The organism is Bifidobacterium stellenboschense (assembly GCF_000741785.1).
In the GTDB taxonomy this organism is placed as follows: Bacteria; Actinomycetota; Actinomycetes; order Actinomycetales; family Bifidobacteriaceae; genus Bifidobacterium; species Bifidobacterium stellenboschense.
On the sequence record NZ_JGZP01000011.1, the window covers coordinates 95,655 to 116,345 of the forward strand.

At 65.1% G+C, this 20,691-nt stretch carries 11 protein-coding genes and 1 pseudogene; 4 read left to right on the top strand and 8 right to left on the bottom strand.

Annotation, left to right across the window (positions count from 1 at the left end; all coding sequences use genetic code 11):
• Positions 1 to 191: 191 nt before the first annotated feature.
• The 4 genes from BSTEL_RS04720 (at position 192) to BSTEL_RS04735 (ending at position 7,181) form a co-directional block, all read left to right on the top strand.
• Positions 192 to 845, top strand: coding sequence for a class I SAM-dependent methyltransferase (locus BSTEL_RS04720; RefSeq protein WP_034527877.1), 654 nt, complete (start codon positions 192 to 194; stop codon positions 843 to 845).
• A gap of 27 nt (positions 846 to 872) precedes the next feature.
• Positions 873 to 5,075, top strand: coding sequence for a DUF3418 domain-containing protein (locus BSTEL_RS04725; protein ID WP_034527719.1), 4,203 nt, complete (start codon positions 873 to 875; stop codon positions 5,073 to 5,075).
• A gap of 109 nt (positions 5,076 to 5,184) precedes the next feature.
• Positions 5,185 to 5,490: a YhbY family RNA-binding protein gene (locus BSTEL_RS04730; RefSeq protein ID WP_034527722.1), complete on the top strand. Its 306-nt coding sequence runs from the start codon at positions 5,185 to 5,187 to the stop codon at positions 5,488 to 5,490.
• Positions 5,491 to 5,687: 197 nt separating this feature from the next.
• Positions 5,688 to 7,181 (top strand): MDR family MFS transporter, encoded by a 1,494-nt coding sequence (locus BSTEL_RS04735; RefSeq protein WP_051922853.1) that lies wholly within the window; start codon positions 5,688 to 5,690, stop codon positions 7,179 to 7,181.
• Between the two features lie 824 nt (positions 7,182 to 8,005).
• On the opposite strand, the gene fruG is transcribed toward BSTEL_RS04735, so the two are convergent.
• From fruG to BSTEL_RS04775, 8 genes and pseudogenes are all read right to left on the bottom strand, one after another.
• Positions 8,006 to 9,028, bottom strand: coding sequence for a fructose ABC transporter permease FruG (fruG, locus tag BSTEL_RS04740; RefSeq protein WP_034527724.1), 1,023 nt, complete (start codon positions 9,026 to 9,028; stop codon positions 8,006 to 8,008).
• Positions 9,025 to 10,098, bottom strand: a complete 1,074-nt coding sequence (gene fruF, locus BSTEL_RS04745) for a fructose ABC transporter permease FruF (RefSeq protein ID WP_034527726.1) — start codon at positions 10,096 to 10,098, stop codon at positions 9,025 to 9,027. The genes fruG and fruF overlap by 4 nt, the downstream gene beginning before the upstream one ends.
• Positions 10,099 to 10,109: 11 nt before the next feature.
• Positions 10,110 to 11,639: a fructose ABC transporter ATP-binding protein FruK gene (gene fruK / locus BSTEL_RS04750; RefSeq protein ID WP_034527738.1), complete on the bottom strand. Its 1,530-nt coding sequence runs from the start codon at positions 11,637 to 11,639 to the stop codon at positions 10,110 to 10,112.
• Between the two features lie 149 nt (positions 11,640 to 11,788).
• Positions 11,789 to 12,343, bottom strand: a complete 555-nt coding sequence (locus tag BSTEL_RS13100; protein ID WP_476574990.1) for an LpqB family beta-propeller domain-containing protein — start codon at positions 12,341 to 12,343, stop codon at positions 11,789 to 11,791.
• A complete protein-coding gene (gene mtrB / locus BSTEL_RS04760) occupies positions 12,340 to 14,106 on the bottom strand; it encodes an MtrAB system histidine kinase MtrB (RefSeq protein ID WP_084686112.1) in 1,767 nt (588 codons plus the stop codon). The genes BSTEL_RS13100 and mtrB overlap by 4 nt, the downstream gene beginning before the upstream one ends.
• 23 nt (positions 14,107 to 14,129) lie before the next feature.
• Positions 14,130 to 14,842, bottom strand: a pseudogene (mtrA, locus tag BSTEL_RS04765) (MtrAB system response regulator MtrA); the annotation flags it as partial.
• Positions 14,843 to 14,972: 130 nt separating this feature from the next.
• Positions 14,973 to 16,355 (bottom strand): replication-associated recombination protein A, encoded by a 1,383-nt coding sequence (locus BSTEL_RS04770; RefSeq protein ID WP_034527752.1) that lies wholly within the window; start codon positions 16,353 to 16,355, stop codon positions 14,973 to 14,975.
• Positions 16,352 to 18,922 carry a DEAD/DEAH box helicase gene (locus BSTEL_RS04775; protein ID WP_034527881.1) on the bottom strand — a complete coding sequence of 857 codons (2,571 nt, stop codon included), beginning with the start codon at positions 18,920 to 18,922 and terminating at the stop codon, positions 16,352 to 16,354. The genes BSTEL_RS04770 and BSTEL_RS04775 overlap by 4 nt, the downstream gene beginning before the upstream one ends.
• Between the last annotated feature and the right edge of the window lie 1,769 nt (positions 18,923 to 20,691).

Here is a 20,691-nt window from a genome sequence, read left to right on the forward strand (position 1 = left end):
TCATGCGATGATTCATGGGTTGCGGGGCTGCTGCTCAATGTCACCTCTGGTCCGTCGGAAGGTTCCTCGATTGCGTTATGGTCCTTATTATCATCATTGAGGTGACATGCGCCGGCATGCGCACCATCGTACGGATGGTCCGGGCGCCGCGCGACGCGGACGTCGGGGCGGTAAGGAGTGTGAAGGACATCATGGCGGAACAGTATTTCGCGGCGGAACCGACGTCGAAGGACGTGCGTCGCACGATGCACGTCACCCTGCGCGGCCACGAGGCGGACGTGGAGACGTCGAACGGCGTGTTCTCCGGTTCGCGCGTGGATCTCGGCACGTCGGTGCTGCTCAGGCAGGCGCCGGAACCGCCGGAGACCGGCGATCTGCTCGATCTCGGCTGCGGCTGGGGCCCGGTCGCGCTGGCGTTGGCCGCCGAATCGCCCGAGGCGCGCGTGTGGGCGGTGGATGTCAACGAACGCGCGCTGGAACTGACCGCGTCGAACGCGCGTCGCAACGGTGCGGCGAACGTGCATGTGACGGCGACGGACGCGCATGGCGCGCCGCTCGCCGACCAGCCGCTCGACGTGTGCGAGACGCTGCCGGACGATCTCATGTTCGACGCGATCTGGTCGAACCCGCCGATCCGCATCGGCAAGGAGGCGCTGCACACGCTGCTGATGGCGTGGCTGCCGCGCCTGAAGCCGGGGACGGGCGCCGCGTATCTGGTCGTGCAGCGCAACCTCGGCTCGGATTCGCTGATCCCGTGGCTGGCAGACGCGCTCGGCGAGGGTTATGCGGTGGGCAAATACGCGAGCTCCAAGGGATTCCGTATCATTGAGGTTTTGCGAAAGTAACGACCAGTAGGAAGTCAGCCCAGCAGCATGCGTTTCGAATATCCAGCGGAATTGCCGGTCTCGGCGGCGCGCGACGAGATCGCCGACGCCGTCCGTCACAGCCAGGTGGTGATCGTCTCCGGACAGACCGGTTCGGGCAAGACCACGCAGCTGCCGAAGATCCTGCTGGAATTGGGGCGCGGCACGCACGGCAGGCAGATCGTGCACACGCAGCCGCGCCGCATCGCCGCGCGCACGGTCGCCGAGCGCATCGCCTCCGAGATGGGCGTGCGGCTCGGCGACGAGATCGGCTATCAGGTGCGTTTCACCGACGAAAGCTCGCCGAAAACGCGTCTGAGGGTCGTGACCGACGGCATCCTGCTCGCGCAGATCCAACGTGACCCGCAGCTGAGCCGCTACGACACGATCGTCATCGACGAGGCGCATGAGCGCAGCCTCAACATCGACTTCCTGCTCGGATACCTGACGGCCCTGCTGCCCAAGCGCCGCGATCTGAAGCTCGTCATCACGTCCGCGACCATCGACTCGGAGAAGTTCCAGGAGCATTTCGAACGCGCCCTGCATGAGAAGGTGCCGGTCATCGAGGTGTCGGGACGCACCTACCCGGTGCAGGTCGTCTACGAGCCGCTCGGCACGGCGCCCGCGCTGATGCGCGAGGTGCCGGGCTTCGCGACGGGCGCCAGGCCCGGAGACGCCGACTACGAGGAGCTGGCGAACGCGATCGCCGGCGAGGACGACGGCCCGTCGCGCGGGGGCCGCGGCTCGGGGCGCAACGCGAACTCGTCGTATGAGGACGACGGCATCACCGACATGCCGACGGCCGTGGCGCGCGCCTGCGCCGAGCTCGTCATCCACTCCTCGCACGAGCGGGGCCCGCGCGACATCCTCGTGTTCGCGTCCGGCGAGCGCGACATCCACGAATTCGAGGCGGCGCTGCGGCATCATTACGGCCCGCGCGCCGAGGACATGCGCCGCGCGGACGCCATCGAGATCATGCCGCTGTTCGCGAGGCTCTCCGCCGCCGACCAGCACAAGGTGTTCGAGGCGCATACGCACCAGCGCATCGTCATCGCGACGAACGTGGCGGAGACGTCGCTGACCGTGCCGGGCATCCGCTACGTGGTCGACCCGGGCACGGCGCGCATCTCCCGCTATTCGAAGACGGCGAAGGTGCAGCGCCTGCCGATCGAGCCGATCAGCCAGGCGAGCGCCAACCAGAGGAGCGGCCGATGCGGCCGTGTGGCGGACGGCATCGCGATCCGCCTCTACTCGCGCGAGGACTTCGAGACTCGCCCGCGCTTCACCGAGCCGGAGATCCTCAGGACCTCGCTCGGCGCGGTCGTGCTGCACATGCTGTCGGTGGGCGTGGCCCGCACCGCCGAGGACGTGACCGGCTTCGGATTCATCGACCCGCCGGACGTGAAGGCCGTCTCCGACGGCTTCAACGAGCTCACCGAGTTGAAGGCTGTGGCGAGGAAGCGCGGCGAGGTGACGCTCACGCATATCGGCCGCCAATTGGCGCGCATCCCGATCGACGTGAGGCTCGGACGCATGGTGATCGAGGCGGCGCGCACCACGTCGCCGAACACGCTGGCCGCGGTGCTCGTCGTCGTCGCGTTCCTGAGCCTGCAGGACCCGCGCGAACGCCCGGACGAGAAGCGCGAGGAGGCGGACCGCATCCACAACCGCTACGCCGACCCGACCTCCGACTTCCTCACGGCCCTGAACATCTGGGACCGCGTGTTCCAAGCGGACGGCAATCCGAGCAACAACGCGCTGCGCCGCATCTGCAAGACCGAGTACTTCAGCTGGCTGAGGATGCGCCAGTGGAAGGATCTGGTCGCCCAGCTGACACAGATGTGCCGCGAGATGAAATTCAAGGTGGGCGACCCTCTGCCCGCCTCGCGCGCGGGGCTGGAGATCCGGCAGCTGCCGATCAACCAGCAGGCCGCACATTCGATGTGCTGCTCGTGGGACGCCGAAGGCATCCACAAGTCGATGCTCGCCGGACTCCTGTCGATGATGGGCATGCAGGTGGTGCGCGAGCCGAAGGCCTCCGACTACGCGCACCTCAAGGGCGCGGCAAGGGCGAGGGCCCTGAAGCGCGCGCAGAAGATGTCGAAGAACGACTATCTGGGCGCGCGCGGCACGCATTTCGCCCTGTTCCCCGCCTCCGCGGTCGCCAAGTCGACGCCCAGCTGGGTGATGTCCACCGAACTGGTGGAGACGTCGCGCCTGTGGGCCCGGTATTCGGCGGTCATCGACCCGGCGTGGGCCGAGCCGCTGGCCGGTACGCTCACGCGCACCACGTACGCGGAGCCGCACTGGTCCGGTTCGCGCGGCTCGGCCGTGGCGACCGCGCGCGTGCTCCTCTACGGTCTGCCGATCGTGCAGGACCGCACCGTGCAGTGGGGCCGCATCAACCCGTTGGAGGCGCGCGACTTCCTGCTGCGTCAGGGACTCGTGGAGGGCGACATCCAGCAGCGGTTCAGCTACGACGACTTCGTCACGAAGAATCTCAAACAGCTGGAGGACGCGGCGGACGACGCGAACCGCACGCGCCAGATCGCCGAGACCGTATCCGATGAGGACCTGTTCGACTTCTACAACGCGGTCATCCCGCACGACGTGACGAGCGTCGCCGCCCTCGCGAAATGGTGGAAGGGCGAGCATGACGCGCATCCGACGATGCTCGACTTCGACCCGAGCAAGGTGGAGCGTCTCCAGTCCGCCGAATCGGTGAGCCTCGACGACTATCCGGACCATTGGCATACGCTCGGCACCGACGGCCAGCCGATCGACCTGCGTTTGAGCTACGTGTACGACCCGTCCGACAAGGCGGACGGCGTCACCGTGCACGTGCCGTTGAAGGCGCTCTCGCGCGTCACGCCCGAACAGTTCACGTGGAACGTGCCCGGCCTGCTCGACGAGCTCATCCTCGCGATGATCAAGGCGTTGCCGAAGAAGCTGCGCGTCCAGTTCGTGCCCGCGCCCGACGCGACGCGCAAGATCCGCGCGTGGATCGACGAGCATTACCCGGACCTGCCCGGCTCCGGCTCGCAGCGCAAGCCGAACCTGCCGCCGGAGGACGCGGTGGAGGACGGCACCGGCGGCATCGCGGGAGCGGCGGGAGGCGCCGCGTGGCCGGATCTCGCGCACGTGTTCACGCGCGCCGCGATCGAAACGGTCGGCGCACAGATCCACCCCGAAGTGCTGGGGCCGGAGCTCGTCGAACGGCTCTCCCCGTACCTCAGGATGACGTTCGCGGTCGAACAGCCGCTGGACGACGGGCGCGGTTCCGGGCGCGGCGACGGCCGCCGAGGACGCAGACGCAGCAGGAACGCCGTCAAGACGCTCGGCACCGGCAAGGATCTGAAGGCACTGCAGGTGAAATTCGCACAGGAGGCGCAGGTCTCCGCGCGCAAGGCCGTACGGCGGAAGGCCGACCAGGCCGCCGGCCAGGGCAAGCTCGTCGAACAGGCGAACCTGCTGCACAAGGCGGGCGCGACCACCGAGTCGCGTGCGTCGATGCTGTGGCGGGGCGCGCTCGACGCGCTGAAGCTCCCCGACGAACGCGTCTCGTCGCGTTGGCTCGGCACGGAGGCGCTCATGCTCGCCGCCGCCCCCTACAAGTCGACGAAGGCGCTCGTCGAGGACCTGCAGCTCGCGGCCGTCAAACGGCTGCTGCCCGACGTGGACCGTCTGCCCGACGACGAGGCGCTGGCCAACGCGGTGCTCGACGTGCGCGAAGTGTACGAGGACACCGTCTATCAGGTGGCGCACGACGTGATCGCGATCCTCAAACGCTACGCGGAAGTGGACAAGGCGGTGTCCGGCAAGGCGGACCTGCCGATGCTCTCCGTGCTCCAGTCGATCCGCGAACACATCGCCACGCTCGTCTACCCCGGGTTCATCGGCGCCGCTCCCCCGGCCTCGCTGCGGCACATCGAACGGTACCTGCACGCCGACCTCATGCGTCTCAACAAGGCCAAGTCGGACAAGAACCGCGACGTGAAATGGGCGTGGGAGGCGGACGAGGCGAAACAGCTCGTCGACAAGGCCATGGCCAAGGCGAAGGCCGAACCCGCGGGCCCCAGGCACGAGGAACTCATGCGCAAGGCCACGGACGCGCAATGGCTGTTGGAGGAGTTCTACGTGAGCCTGTGGGCGCAGGAGCTCGGCGCGCCCAAGCCGGCCAGCATGAACCGCATCCGCAAGGCGCTCGCCTGACCCTGCCGGTACAATCCGATACGACGACGATACCGGCGACGGCGAAGCCGCGTCGAAGAGACGCGAATCAGGAAACCCATCAACCAATCACAACAACGAAGGAAACGACATGGCACTGACCAAGAAGCAGATCAAGCAGCTGCGCGGCATGGCAAACACGATCAAGCCGCTCATCAACATCGGCAAGAACGACGTGACCGACGCGCTCGTCAAGCAGTCGAGCGAAACCCTGGAGAACCGCGAACTCGTCAAGTTCAGCGTGCAGGACGGTTCCGGACTGACCGCCAAGGAGGCCGCCGAGAACCTGGCCGGCCAGCTCGGCGCCGAAGTCGTGCAGACCATCGGCAACCGCTTCACCCTGTTCCGCCGCTCCAAGCGCAAGGACGTCGAGCACATCCGCCTCGTGCGCGAATAAGCAGGTTCAGGGGGGCGTCACCCCTAGTCATCGCTCCCGGTGTTGTCCAGCATGACGCGCTACACTGCACACGCCGGGAGCTCTCCGCAAATCCGTGCGGCCAGGGCCGGCTTTTCATCCTCCTGGACAGTCAGGCCATTCGCATCCGCGCCCGCAATCGGGGCGCATGCGGCATCACTATGGGATTTGCAGAACCAATGACAGTACAACAGAAGACAACGGACACGCATCGCGCAGTAGCAGCGAGCCCGAATACACCGGATGACAAGATTCCCGTCAAGCTGATTGGCGCGATCATCGCGACCGGCGCGCTCGCGTTCATCGGCATCCTCACCGAGACGGTGATGACGGTGCTGTTCCCCGCGCTCATGCGCGAATTCCACGTGGACACGGCCACCGTGCAGTGGATCACCACGATCTACCTGCTCACCGTGGCGGCGACGATGCCGATGTCGTCGTTCCTCAAACGCCGATTCCGGCTGAAGCGAATCTTCGTGGCGGCCGTCGCGCTGGCGCTCATCGGATCGGTCATCATGGTCGTCGCGCACGCGTTCCCGCTGCTCATCGTCGCCCGCATCATCCAAGGCATCGGCTCGGGAGTCGCCACGCCGCTGATGATGAACATCATCCTCGAACAGTCGCCGCGTTCCAAGATCGGTCGTCTCATGGGCGTCGGCTCCCTGGTCATCACGGTCGCGCCGGCCATCGGGCCGACCGTCGGCGGCGCGGTGACGACCATTCTGCCGTGGCGTGCGATCTTCGTGATCGCCGTGCCGTTCATCCTGCTCGCGCTGCTGCTCGGCATGCTGTGCATCGAGCAGAAGTCCCCCACCGAGGCGGCATACCTCGACCCGTTCCAGGTCGTGACGATCGTCGTGGCGCTCGTCGGCATGGTGCTGGGACTGAATCAGGCCGGCGTCGCGGTGAGCGCCGCCGTGGCCGGACGCTCCTCGACGCGCGCGGCTGTGGTCGCCATCGTGAGCGTCGTCGTCGGTCTCGCCGCGCTGGCCGCATTCTGCTGGCTGACAAAACGCGCGTTCTCGCCGCTGCTCAGACTCGGCATCCTGCGTGACCCGGTCGTGCTGCTGCATCTGGTCGCCTATCTGGTGATGCCGATCGTGTCGATCGGATTCGGCTATGTGATCACCAACGTGGCGCAGCTGGGACTCGGCACGAACGCGTTCCTCGCCGGTTCGCTGGTGTTGCCGGGCGCTCTGATCGGCGCCGTGTGCGCGCCCGTGGGCGGCTGGCTGTATGACCGGTTCGGTGCGGTCGGCCCCGTGCTCATCCCCTTCGGCGTGGCGACGCTCGGCCCCGTGCTGTTGTTCGCGTTCGCGCTGCACCTGACCCCGGCGATGCTCGCCGGCTTCTACTTCGTCTTCGGATTCTGCTTCGCGCTCGGCAACTCCAATGTGATGACGAGCGCCCTGAGCTCCATCCCCCGCCAGTTCGCGCCGGACGGCAACGCCATCTTCAACACGGCGCTCCAATTCGGCGGAGCGGCCGGCACCGCCCTGTTCTCGACGATCCTGGCGGTCGCGCAAGCCGGTCATGGCACGGAGGGTTCGGCGGAGTTCATGCATGCGACCGCGGTGGGCGGCCAGTGGGTGTTCGCCACGATGACCGTGATCTGCGTGATCGGGTGGGTCTCGCTCGCCGCGGCGTTCCGCATCCGCGCCCGTCGCGGCTGATACCCCGCCGAAGCTGATACCCCGCCGCGAGCGATACGCCATTCCAGCGGGCAGCGCCCCAGCGTCAGAAATCCCGGAGATTATCCCCATCGTCCGGGATATGTGACGCTGACCGCGTCTCAGCGTCCCGCTGTCGGGATGATGGGCTCGTTCTCCGGGATTTCTGACGCTGACGCCCTCTCAGCGTCAGAAATCCCGGACGAAGCCATCGATTCCCGGGATTTCTGACGCCGGGCGCTGGCTGAATACAGCGGCTACCAAGCGACACGCCCCACCAAGCGACATGCCCCACCAAGCGAGATAACTCACCGGGTTCACGTCATCCGAGGTGTTGTGAACCACCGAGGCACGACAATGGATATTCCGCTCGGTCGGAATATCGAATCGCTTGATTCTCGACCAACACCTCCAGATCAACACCTCCAGACCGTGACCACCCTCCGACGCTGCGCGCCACCTCCCGCCGGCGGGAGGAAGAGTCGAATCGCAACCGTACAGGCTAGACAACCACAACAGACAACAACACGTGTGGCCCGTTCCGAAGCAATTCGGAACGGGCCACACGCGGATGAAAGGAAGGAGAAGAAGAAAGAGAGGCGGATGTCGACGGACGAACCGTGCACGGTCCCCGCTGGAAGCTCTCGTTGCTTCGAGGCGAGGAGGAATGCCTTGCGGGGGCACCGATGGCACGCCCGTCGACCTCCATGTTCAGTTATCACGATGTTCAGTTATCACGGTATTCGGTTATGGGATTCAATCCGGTGGCCGACCGGCCGGTGAGAATCCGAACTCACAGGAACGGAGCCTCACCGACCGGCCATCGCCTATTTCTTCGAACCGACGGCGGTCACCACACGCTGGAGGACCACGAAGGCCAGAATCATCAGGCCAACCACGATGGTCGTCCACTCGGCCGGGACGCCGAAGTCGGAGGTCAGCGGGTCGATGATGGAGCGGACCAGGGCACCGAGGGCGGAGCCGAGGACGTAGCCGAAGCCACCGGTGATGATCGTGCCGCCGATGACCACGGAGGCGACGGCGTCGAGCTCCCAGCCGACACCGACCGTGTTCTTCGCGGAGCCGAGGTTGGCGATGTACACGATCGAGGCCAGCGCGGCGAGGGTCGCGGAGGTGATGTAGATCGTGAACTGGGCGCGCTTCACGGGCAGACCCATGAGCTCAGCGGAGGAGCGGGAGCCACCGATCGCGTAGATGGTGCGGCCGATGCGGGTGTGGTGCAGCAGGATGTAGCCGAACACCAGAACGACGAGCGCGATCACGACGCCGAGGTTGAAGTACAGATCGTGGCTCAGCTTCGGCTGGTCGATGATCGTGATGCTCTTGGAGAGCACGTCGAAGTTGTTGTTGTCCGGGAAGGTCAGCGAATCGGTGGAGATGATGGAGGCGATACCGCGGGCGAGGAACATCGTGGACAGCGTCGCGATGAACGGCTGCATGTTGAATTCCTCGATCAGGGTGGCCGCCAGCACGCCGAACACGGCGCCGATCAGCAGCATGACGATCATCACGACGAAGGCGGGGACACCTGCGTTGGCCATCTTGATGCCGATGACGGCGGTGATGGCGACGATGGCGCCGACCGACAGGTCGATGCCGCCGGTGAGGATCGGGAGGGTCATGGCCACGGCCAGGATGATGAGGTAGGCGTGGTCGATGAACAGGGTGGAGATGAAGCCGAGACGGAGATAGGTGCCGAAGAGCGCCTGTCCCATGATCATCATCAGGATGAAGATCACCACTGCGGCGATCGTCGGGATCATCTGCGCGTCGATGCGACGCGTCTTCTTCACGGCCTTCTTGGCCGGGGTTGCCGTAGCGTTTGTCATGCTGCCACCGCCTTTTCAGAGGACTTGAGCGCGCGCTTACGCTTGAGTTCGGCGCTCAGGTTACGAACCTTGGGAGCCTGCATCACGCAGATCACGATCACGACGACGGCGAAGAAGGCCGGGGTTGCGGCGGAATCGATGCCGAGGGTGATGATGGTCTTGCGGATCATGGCGATGATGACGGCGCCGACGGCGCTGCCTGCGAGGGAGAACTTGCCACCGAGCAGCGAGGTGCCGCCGATGACGACCGCCAGGATGGCGTACATTTCGAGATCCTGACCGGTCTTGACCACGTCGACGCGCATCACGGATGCGGTGGCGAACAGGCCGGCGATGGCGGCAAGGAAGCCGGAGATCGCGTAGACGAGGAAGAGGATCTGCTTGGGCTTGATACCGGTCATGCGGGAGGCTTCGGGGTTGATGCCGACGGCCTCGATGAACATGCCCATGGCGGTCTTACGGCACAGCAGGCCGACGAGGATCACGATGACGACGGCGATCACGAAGTTGGCGGGGATGCCGAGGATGAAGCCGTTGGCCATCCACTTGAGCGGCTCGTTGCCGGCGACCGCGGAGGCGTCGGTGTTCTCACCGGAGGTGATGACCTTCGCGAGGCCACGGCCGGCGAGCATCATGATCAGCGTGGTGATGAACGGCTGGAGTCCGAGGAACGCGACGAGCGCGCCGTTGACGCAGCCGACGGCCAGACCGATGACGAGGGCCAGCAGGATGGCGAGCCACACGTTGGTGCCGTTGGTGAGGGCCTGCATGGCCGCGGCGCCGGCGACCGCCATGACGGAACCGACGGAGAGGTCGATGCCTGCGGTGGAGATGACCAGCGTCATGCCGGTGGCGATCATCAGGTATCGGGCGGATTCCTGAAGCATCGTGATGAGCGGGCCGGCGAGACCGCCGGTGTTGTCGTTCCAGCTCAGGGCGAGGAACGCGTGGTCAAACGCGGTGCACAGCAAAACCAGCAGGATGAGTGCGATCACCTCGACGGTGATATTCGAGGAGAGCAGCTTCTTGAAGATGTTGTTCTTCTCTTCTGCTTGCTTCTTATCAGCCATCATCCCTCCTTTCAGTTCTTCACGTTCGTGTTGGCGATCGTCTCGACGATGGTCGACTGCGAGACGGTGTCGCCGTTTTCGATTTCAGCGATCTTGTGGCGATCCTTGAGGACCTCGATGTCGTCGGACAGACGCACGACCTCTTCGAGCTCCGAGGAGATGAAGACGACGCCCATGCCCTTCGAGGCCAGGTCGAGGACGACCTGCTGGATCTCGGCCTTGGCACCGATGTCGATGCCTCGGGTCGGCTCGTCGAGGATGAGGAGCTCCGGGTGGGTGGCCAGCCAACGGCCGATGAGGACCTTCTGCTGGTTGCCGCCGGAGAGGTTCTTGATCGGGCGATCCGGATCGGCCGGTCGCACGTTCATTTCCTTCATGTACTTGTCGACGATCGCGTCCGCTTCCTTCTTCGGAATCGGCTTGAACATGCCGCGCGTCGCCTGGAGGGCGATGAGGATGTTCTGGCGAACGGTCAGGTCGCCGATGATGCCCTCGTCGCGGCGGTTCTCGGTGGAGTACGCGATCTTGTTCTTCAGGGCGGTGGCCGGGTCGTTGATGGAGACCTGCTTGCCGTTGAGCGTGTACTCGCCGGAATCCGGCTTGTCGGCGCCGTAGAGGAGTCGGCCGAGTTCGGTACGGCCGGAGCCGAGCAGACCGGCGAAGCCGACGACCTCGCCCGCGTAGATGTCGAGATCCACCGGGTTGATGGTGCCCTTCTTGCCAAGGCCCTTGACGTCGACGATCGGCTTCTCGCCGGGTTCGATGGCGCGACGCGCCTTCTTGGCACCGATCTGGGACAGTTCCTCGGCGGACTTGCCGATCATCATGCCGATGAGCTCGTCACGCGGGGTGTCCTTGGTCATGACCTCCTTGATGAACTTGCCGTTGCGCAAGACGGTCAGGCGGTCGGTGATCTCGTAGATCTGGTCAAGGAAGTGGGAGACGAACAGGATGGCGACGCCGGAGTCGCGCACCTTGCGCATGATGGCGAACAGATCCTGCACCTCGTTGGCGTCGAGGGAGGAGGTCGGCTCGTCGAGAATCAGCACCTTGGCGTTGATGACCATGGCGCGGGCGATGGCGACCAGCTGCTGCATGGCGATGGAGATCGAGCTCAGCGGGGTGTGCGGATCGATGTGCTCCAGACCCATCTGCTTGAGGTACGTCTTCGCCGCCTCATGGGTCTTCTTCCAGTCGATGCCGAACGGGCCGCGCTTCTCGTGGCCGAGCATGACGTTCTCGCCCACGGAGAGGTTGGTGCACAGGTTGACTTCCTGGTACACGGTGGCGATGCCGGCGTTCTGCGCGTCCAGCGTGCCGTTGAACTGCTGCGGCTTGCCTTCGACGGTGATGGTGCCCGCGTCGATCTTGTAGACGCCGGTGAGCGCCTTGATCATCGTGGACTTGCCCGCGCCGTTCTCACCCATGAGAGCGTGGACCTCGCCCGGGTACAGCGTCAGGTCGACGCCGTCCAGGGCCTTGACGCCCGGGAACTCGATCGTGATGCCCTTCATCACGACGATAGGGGTTTTGTCTGTCATTTCGTTGCCTTTGAACAGTGGGATTGTTACCGTTTTGTGATATTTCGGCCTCACATGAATGATGGTGTACGAGGAACGTTCCTCGTACACCATCATCTTGTGGTCATGTGTGGTTGTCGATTATCACTGATGGAGGCGTGGAGCCTGAATCAGTAGGCGCGGGAGTTGGAATCCAGGGCTTCCTTGGCGCTGGTGGCGTCGAAGGTCTTGGACTCGATCTGGATGTCGGACTTGACGTCCTTGCCGTCCAGGTAGTCCTTGACGGCCTGCGCGGTCTCCTTGCCGAAGATCGGGTTGTACTCGATCACGTAGGAGAGATCGCCGTCGACGAGGGCCTGCAGGGCGTTCTTGGTACCGTCGATGGTGATGATCTTGACCTTGCCCTTGAGGCCGGCGGCGTCAACGGCCTGCGCGGTGAGGAACTGGCGTGCCACGCGGTAGCCGTCCGACTGCACGCCGGCGGGCATCGCGTTGAAGAATCCCTCGACGATGCTTTCCGGCTGGGCATCGTCCGTCGGGCCTTCCGGACTCGTGTATACGCGCTGCGTCTGCTGTTCGACCGGCGAGAGCGTCTGCACGCCGCCGCCCGTCGGCAGTCCGATCGGACTGGAACATGCGCCGGTGGCGCAGATGAGGGCCGCTGCCACCACGGCGGCGACGATGCGAGCGACGTGGCGGATCCGTCTGGTGGTACCGGCCATCATTCGTCTCCTCCCTCGGTGGGGTCCGTGCGCGTCGTCGCGGGATCCGCCACGGGATCCGCCGCCGATTCAACCGCGCCATCCGTCGCGCGTTTGACGTAGTCGGCGCTGCGGTTGTCCGCGATGCCGAATCCTCCGGTGATGCGCAGCGCCCTAGTGCCGCGTTCGAAATCGACCGGCATCTCGTTGTCGGGCACCGCGCCGAGCGAGGGGTCGCGCGGCAGCATGACGAGGAACCAGGTGCCCTCGCCTTCCTCGGAGCGCACGCGGATCGTCCCCTGGTGCAGTTTCGCGTCGGTCATCGCGATCGACAATCCCAGCCCAGTGCCGCCGGTGGTGCGCGCGCGCGAAGGGTCGCCGCGCCAGAACCGGTCGAACACGTGCGGCACCTGGTCGCGCGACATGCCTACGCCGTAGTCGCGCACGGAGATGACGAAGGCCTTGCGGTTGGCGGCGAGACGTATCTCGATCGGGCCGTCCTCGGCGAAGTCGATGGCGTTGGCGAGCAGATTGCGGATGATACGCACGATGCGACGCGTGTCGAAATAGGCCAGCACGCCGATGTTCGGCAGGTACGTGCGGATGGGCACGCCTTTGGCCTTGGCGAGTCCGTCCACCTGGTCGACGGCTTCGTCGATCGTCTCGCGGATGTCCGACTCGACCAGGTCGAGCGCGGCGTATCCGGCGTCGTAGCGGGAGATCTCCAGCAGGTCGGCGAGCATGTCCTGGAAGCGGTTGATCTGACCGGACAGCAGTTCGACGGTGCGCCGCGTCATCGGATCATAGTCGTCCTTGCGGCTTTCCAGCAGATCGGACGCCATGCGCATCGTAGTGACCGGCGTGCGCAGCTCATGGCTCACGTCGGACACGAACCGGCGCTGCATGGCTCCCGCCTCCTCCAGTTCGTCGATCTTCTGGTTCAACGCATCGGCCATCTTGTTGAACGAGTCCTGCAACGAGCCGATCTCATCCTTGCGCGTCACCGGCACGCGCGCGTCGAGGTCGCCGGCGGCGAAGGTCTCGGCCGCCGCGGCCACGGCTCCGACCGGACGGATGATGCCGTGCAGCGTCATCCACACGACGACGCCGACCATCATGCTCAACGCGAGGCATATGGCGATGAGGTTCATCTGGATTTGAGCGAGCGACCTGTCCTGGGATTCGTAGGAGAACAGGGCGTAGAGTTCGAGGCCGCCCGCGGCGCCGAATTCGAGTGTGGTGCCGAGCACCGCGCCGGGGACGCCCGTACGCCCGGCGACGTCGAGGGAGACGGGCTGGTAGAAGACGCGGTTGTGCGTGTCGGAGTCCACGGCGGCGCGCATGTCGTCGGTGATGAGCGACTCGTAGGTAGGGTCGGTGGACACGGGGACGATGAAGCGGCTCTCGTCGTCCTTGCCCCACAGGTACACGCTGGTGAGATTGGAGGCGCCCTCGTTCTGCAGTGAGGAGGCGAGGTCGTTGACGAGCTGCTGGTATTGCACCGAATCGGTCACGTCGGACGAGTCGAGTCCGTTCTGCGCCTGCTGGACCATGGTGGAGAAGTCGTTGCGCGCCTGCATGGACACCTGGTCGTGCAGCGTGGAGCGGACGGAGATCATCGACAGTACGGAGAACACGACCGCCACGGCGAGCGTGACCGCCACGACTAGGGCGACGGTGCGCGCCTGTAGCGAACGACGTACCTCGGCGCGTCCGCTTTTCAGCAGACGCCGCCAGCTGAACCGTCTGCCTGCGATGATGCGGCGGGCGGCCTCACCCCCGCTCATGCCGTCTGGCCGGAAAGCGGGCTCGGGGTGACGAACTTGTATCCGATGCCCCGCACGGTGACGATGATCTGCGGCTTCTCCGGATCATCCTCGACCTTGGCGCGCAGACGCTGGATATGCACGTTCACGAGACGCGTGTCGCCGTTGCCGTCATACCCCCACACCTTCTTGAGCAGCGTGGAGCGGCTGATGGCCTCGCCCGAACCGGCGGCGAGCACGGCGAGCAGCTCGAACTCCATGGGGGTGAGCGCCAGGTCGACGCCGTCCTTGGTAGCGGTGTGCCCGGCGCGGTCGATGACGATCGCGCCGCGTTCGATGTGCTGCGGGTCCTCGCCGGAGCCCGTCTCGTCGGCGCCGCGGCGGATGCGGCGGCGAGCTTGGCGCGGATGCGGAACCGCGCTCGGATGCGGGCGATGAGCTCCGCGACCTTGAACGGTTTGGGCACGTAGTCGTCGGCGCCGGCCTCGAGGCCGGCGACCACGTCGACGGTGTCGGACTTGGCGGTGAGCATGATGATCGGCACGTTCGACGAGGTCTCGCGGATGCGGCGGGCCACCTCGGTGCCGTCGATACCCGGCAGCATGACGTCGAGCAGGATGAGATCCGGGACGACGGTGGGGAACATCTCCACGGCGCGCAGGCCGTCCAGACAGGTCGTGGTGCGGAAGCCTTCGTTCTCCAGCACGATGGAGAGCATCTCGCCCAGTGCCTGGTCGTCGTCGACGATCATGATCATCTTGCCGGCGATATCATCCTGCGTCATTGCATCTTCCTTTCCGTCCCGTCGTGGTTCCGGTTCATTGTACCCCGTAACCGCTTACCTGTCAGCGTTCGCCGACATTCACCGATGCCATCGTCGGCTTCCATCACCGCCCGTCGTTCCCGTCGCCGCCGTGCAGGATCGGCTCGATGCGGGCGAGCCGCGCCCCCACCTCGCGCTCATAACCGCGGTTGTTCGGCCGGTAGTAGCGCGTCCCGCGCAGATCCTCGGGCAGGTACTCCTGCGGGGCGACCGCGCCCGGCCAGTCGTGCGCGTACTTGTACCCTTCGTGGTTGCCCCACTCCTTCATCAACTTGGTGGGCGCGTTCCTCAGATACAGCGGCACGGCGCCGATGTGCCCGGCGTCCACGTCCGCGAGCGCCTCGTTGATGGCCGTGTAGCTGGCGTTGGACTTCGGCGCCGTCGCGACGGCGATGGCGGCCTCGGCGAGGATGATGCGCGCTTCGGGCATGCCGACGAGCGCGACGGCCTGCGCGGCGGCGACGGTCACTTGAAGGATCTGCGGCGCGGCCATGCCGACCTCCTCGGCGGCGGCGATCATGATGCGCCGCGCGATGAATCGCGGGTCCTCGCCGGCGCGGATCATGCGCGCGAGGTAGTGCACGGCGGCGTCCGGGTCGGACCCGCGCATCGATTTGATGAACGCGGAGATCACGTCGTAATGGTCGTCGCCGTCCTTGTCGTAGCGCACGGTGGCCACGTCCATCACGGTGGAGACCACGTCGGGCGTGATGATCGGGCGGCGCCGGCCCTTCTCGCGCGCCTTGTCGCCGGTAACGGCACCGGCCGCCGCCTCGAGGATGGTGAGGGACTTGCGCGCGTCGCCGCCAGCCATACGCACGATCTCGGCGATCGCCTCGTCGCTGGCACGCACCTCACCTCTGAGCCCATGCTCGGAGGAGAGCGCGCGGCGCACGAGGTCGTCGAGCTGTGCGGGTTCCAACGATTCGAGCTTGACGACGACGGAACGGCTCAGCAACGGTTTGATGACGGAGAAGCTCGGGTTCTCGGTGGTCGCGCCGATGAACGTGACGTCGCGGTTCTCGACGGCCGGCAGGAGCGCGTCCTGCTGGGATTTGGAGAACCGGTGCACCTCGTCGATGAACAGGACGGTCTCCTCGCCTTTCGCGACGAGCCGTTCGTGCGCGCGGTCGAGCACGGCGCGCACGTCCTTGACGCCGCTCGTCACGGCGGACAGCTCCTCGAACACGCGGCCGGACTGGCGCGCGACGATCGTGGCGAGCGTCGTCTTGCCGACGCCGGGAGGACCGAACATGATAATCGAGCTGGGGGCGGTGAGCGAGCCCTTCGACGCCGGGTTGGCGAGGCGGCGCAGGGGCGAGCCCTCCCCCAGCACGTGGGATTGGCCGATCACCTCGTCAAGCGTGCGTGGCCGCATGCGCACGGCGAGCGGACGCGTCACCTCGTCCGGCACGTCGGATGCGGCGAACAGGTCGTTGTCGGTCATTCGTTGCCGACCTTGTAGTCGAAGAAGACGACCTCGCCGCTCTCCTGAGTGGCGTCGAGGTCGACGACGCCTTCGATGGCCCAGTCGTGGTCGCCGTCGGAGTCGTCGATGATCTGGCGCACCCTCCACGAGTGCTCGTCCTTCTCATGCTTCGTGTCGAGCATGAACAGGTCGGCGGAACGGGCCTTCGCGTCGGTGTTCACGTATTCGTGCTCGTCGTAGTAGTCGTCGAGCGCGTCCTCCCATTCGTGCACGCCGTAGCCCCAGTCCTTGTCGAGCGCGCCGAGCGTGTCCGGATCGTCGAGGTCCATGAGCGTGACGCGGCGGAACAGGGCGTTGCGCACGAGCACGGTGAGGCCGCGGCGGTCCTCGACGACGGCGTCGCGCGCGCCGGGCGCGGCGAGCGACGCGGCCGCTTCGGACGCGTCGGTGGAGCCGTCGGCACCCGCGTTCTCCCATTCGTCGACGAGCGAGGAGTCGATGGAGCGCACGAGCACGCGCAGCCAGGCGATGATGTCGTCCAGCTGCTCGTCGCGTTTCTCCGGCGGCACGGTGCGGGCGAGCGCACGGTACGCGTCGGACAGGTAGCGCAGCAGCGTGCCTTCGGAGCGGGCGATGTTGTAGCGGGCGATGTAGCCGGTGAAGTCGGAGGCGGTCTCGACCATGTCGCGCACCACCGACTTGGGGCTCAGCCAGTAGTCGTTGGCCCACGGCACGTCGTGGCGGTATTGGTCGAACGCCGCGTCGAGCATGTCCTCCAAGGGCTTGGGGTAGGTGATCTCCTGGAGGCGGTCCATGCGCTCGTCGTAGTCGAGGCCGTCGGCCTTCATGTCGGCCATGGCCTTGTCGCGGGCGGCGCGTTCCTGGGCGCGCAGCACCTGCTTCGGGTCGTCGAGCGTCGCCTCGACCATGGAGATCACGTCGAGCGCGTACGTGTCCGACTCGGGGTCGAGGAGTTCGAGCGCGGCGAGCAGGAACGGCGAGAGCGGCTGGTCGAGCGCGAAGTCGTCGGGCACGTCGAGCGTCATCACGTAGTCCTTGCCGCCGTCGCGGCCTTCGAGCACCTCGATCACGTCGGTGTCGAACAGCGTCTGGAAGATCTCGTCGGCGCGCTGGTGGAGCTTCTCCTTCTGGTCGGGGGTCTGCGCGGAGTCGTCGATGAGGTCGTCGATGCGCGCGCGGGCGTCGCCGCCCTGCTCGACCTCGTTGAGCACCATCGAATGTGTGATCTTCAGGTGCGGCACGAGCGTTTCGGGCGCGGCGTCGATGAGCTTGTCGAACGTGTTCTGGTTCCACGTGACGAAGCCTTCGGGCGCCTTCTTGCGCTTCACCTTCTTGAGCTTCTTCGGGTCGCCGCCCGCCTTGGCGATGGCCTTCTGGTTCTCGATCTCGTATTCGGGCGCCTCGGCGACGACGAGGCCCTCCGTGTCGAAGCCCATGCGGCCGGCGCGGCCGGCGATCTGGTGGAACTCACGGGCCTTGAGCCGGCGCATCTTCGTGCCGTCGAACTTGGTGAGCGCGGTGAGCACGACCGAGTGAATGGGCACGTTGATGCCGACGCCGAGCGTGTCGGTGCCGCAGATGACGGGCAGCAGGCCCTGCTGGGCGAGCTGTTCGACGAGACGCCGGTAGCGCGGGAGCATGCCCGCGTGGTGGATGCCGACGCCGGTGCGCAGGAGTCGCTGGAGGATCTTGCCGAACGCGGTGGTGAACTTGACTCCCTTGATCGCCTCGGCGATGGCGGCGCGCTGCTCCTTCGAAGAGACACCGGTGGAGGCGAGCGCCTGCGCGGTCTCCAGGGCGGCGTCCTGCGAGAAGTGGACGACGTAGATGGGGGTCTCCCCGTTCCTGAACGCGAGTTCGACGGTTTTCTCCAACGGGTCGAGCGTGTACTCGTAGCTCAGCGGCACGGGGCGCGGCGCGTCGGCGATCACGTCCACGTCGGGCACGTCGTTGAGCTCTTCGAGCTTGTTCGCGATCGCGTCGACGTTGCCGAGCGTCGCGCTCATGAGCAGGAAGCGGGTCTGCGGCAGGGTGAGCAGCGGCACCTGCCACGCCCATCCGCGCTCCGGATCGCCGTAGTAGTGGAACTCGTCCATCGCGACCATGCCGATGTCGGCGTGCTCGCCCTCGCGCAGCGCCTGGTTGGCGAGGATCTCCGCGGTGCAGCAGATGATCGGCGCGTCCGCGTTGATGTGGCTGTCGCCGGTGATCATGCCCACGTTGTCGCGGCCGAACACCGCGACGAGGTCGAAGAACTTCTCGGAGACGAGCGCTTTGATGGGCGCCGTGTAGTAGGAGCGCCGTCCGGTGCACAGGGCGGCGAAGTGCATGCCGAGCGCGACCAGCGACTTGCCGGAGCCGGTGGGCGTGTTGAGGATCACATGGTCGCCGGCGAGCAGGTCCATGATGGCCTCCTCCTGGTGGGGCCATGGTTCGATGCCCTTGACGTCCTCCACCCATCCGAAGAACCGTTCGTAGATGTCATCGTCCGTGAGGTTGCGCTCACGTTCGCTCCCGTCCCATTCCGGGGCCAATCGTCCCAGCGACCCGTAGCGGGACGTCATATCCGCGTCCATGTCCGCGCCCGCGCCGTCGCGCGGCGCATCGTCCGTCGCCCGCATCTCAGCTCCCCTCTCATCGCGCGTCGCGTCGTCGCGCTCCATATCGTCGTATTCCTTCTCGTCGATCATGTCTCACGAGTGTAGCCGCAGGAGCGCACCTGCCGTGAACCGCATCTCCGATCATCAGATCCGAATGACCGCGATCCGGCAATCGGAGCGTCGTTCCGATGCTTTCCGAAAGGGGCATCTTACGAAAGAGGTCACAAAGGGGTGCCTCTCGAAAAGGTGTTCGTCTTCCAAAACCGAAAGTCCACAACCGGCATTGTTTTGCTCTCTGGCCACGCGATGACAGCGCCATCCCGCTCTTGAACAGTCCAATGGCAAGCAGGTGTCCGATAAGACACCAAGATACGAGGTCAGCCCCCGGTCAATACAGCCAATATATACAGTCAATACAGTCATTCAAGCCAATACCCGGCCAATGCAAGTCAACAATCCGGCGAACAGCTACAGACCGAGACCAACGGACCGATCAGCTACAGACCAAGGCACCACGGGCCAAACCATTACAGATCAAACCATTACAGATCAAACCATTACAGATCAAACCGTTACAGACCGAAGCATTACGGCTCTTGACCAGGCCAATGGCAAGCCGGTGTCCGATAAGATACCAAGATACAAGGTCAACACCCGGTCAATACGGTCAATACAGTCAATACAGTCAATACGGTCAATACGGTCAATACAGTCAATACAGTCAATACGGTCCATTCAGGTCAACACCCAGTCAACACAGGTCAACTATCCGGCGAACCGTCACAGACCGAACCGTCACTGATCGAACCGTCACTGATCGAACCGTCACTGATCGAATCGTCACTGATCGAACCGTCACAGACCGAAGTGTCACCTTGCATTGAGGGCGCAATCGTCATTCGTCATGATGCAATACCCGCCCTCGTCACATGAAGCCATACTCATTCGCCCGAGATCACAGCGAAGCTCGTTGAGACGCGATCGTGAGACGCGATCGTCATTCGTCGTGATGCAATACCCATCCTCGTCATGGTGCCATACCCGTCATGGCACCTTTCCTTCGACCCACAATCAACGGGCGAAACCAGTCCACGCTCCGGCCCCGCACTCCAAGCCAAATTACAACCCATGCCATGCATTCCAATCGCATATCCCAACCAACCGCCCGATCGCACACCCCATTGCGCGCCCCGTCACACAACCCCAACCCAGTTATCCAACCAGTTGCACCACTCCCGGGACGACCCGCTCAGCGGTGTCCCATCGGACACTGGCTTGTCACTGGCACAGGCGCGATTTCCTCCTCCTCTCCCATTCCGAAGCCAACCACACTCTTCTGTCACATATCCAATACACGCCTCGCCCCGCACTCTTCAGACGAGTGTCAGAGCCGTGTCACACTCCAGTTGACCCGCCCCACAAGCCCGCCTCCCGGGACGCCCTCATGCCCACACCTCCCGATGACGGTCCCGGTCAACGGTGTCCCATCGGACACCGCCCTGTCATTGGGGACTGCCTCAGGAAGCATGCAACTGGCTGTTGTCCGCCGGTTGCGGAGTCGACGGTGAAGCTCTTCGCTCTTGGCTGGGCCAATGGCAAGCCAGTGTCCGATGAGACACCGCAGTACAACCGTATTGCCCGTCCGAGTTCTCAATGGAGTGCAGCATCCGTCTTTGGTTGTCTGGAGTGGTTCCACGGCCGGCAATTAAAGCCGGTTACACACTTTCCGAGAA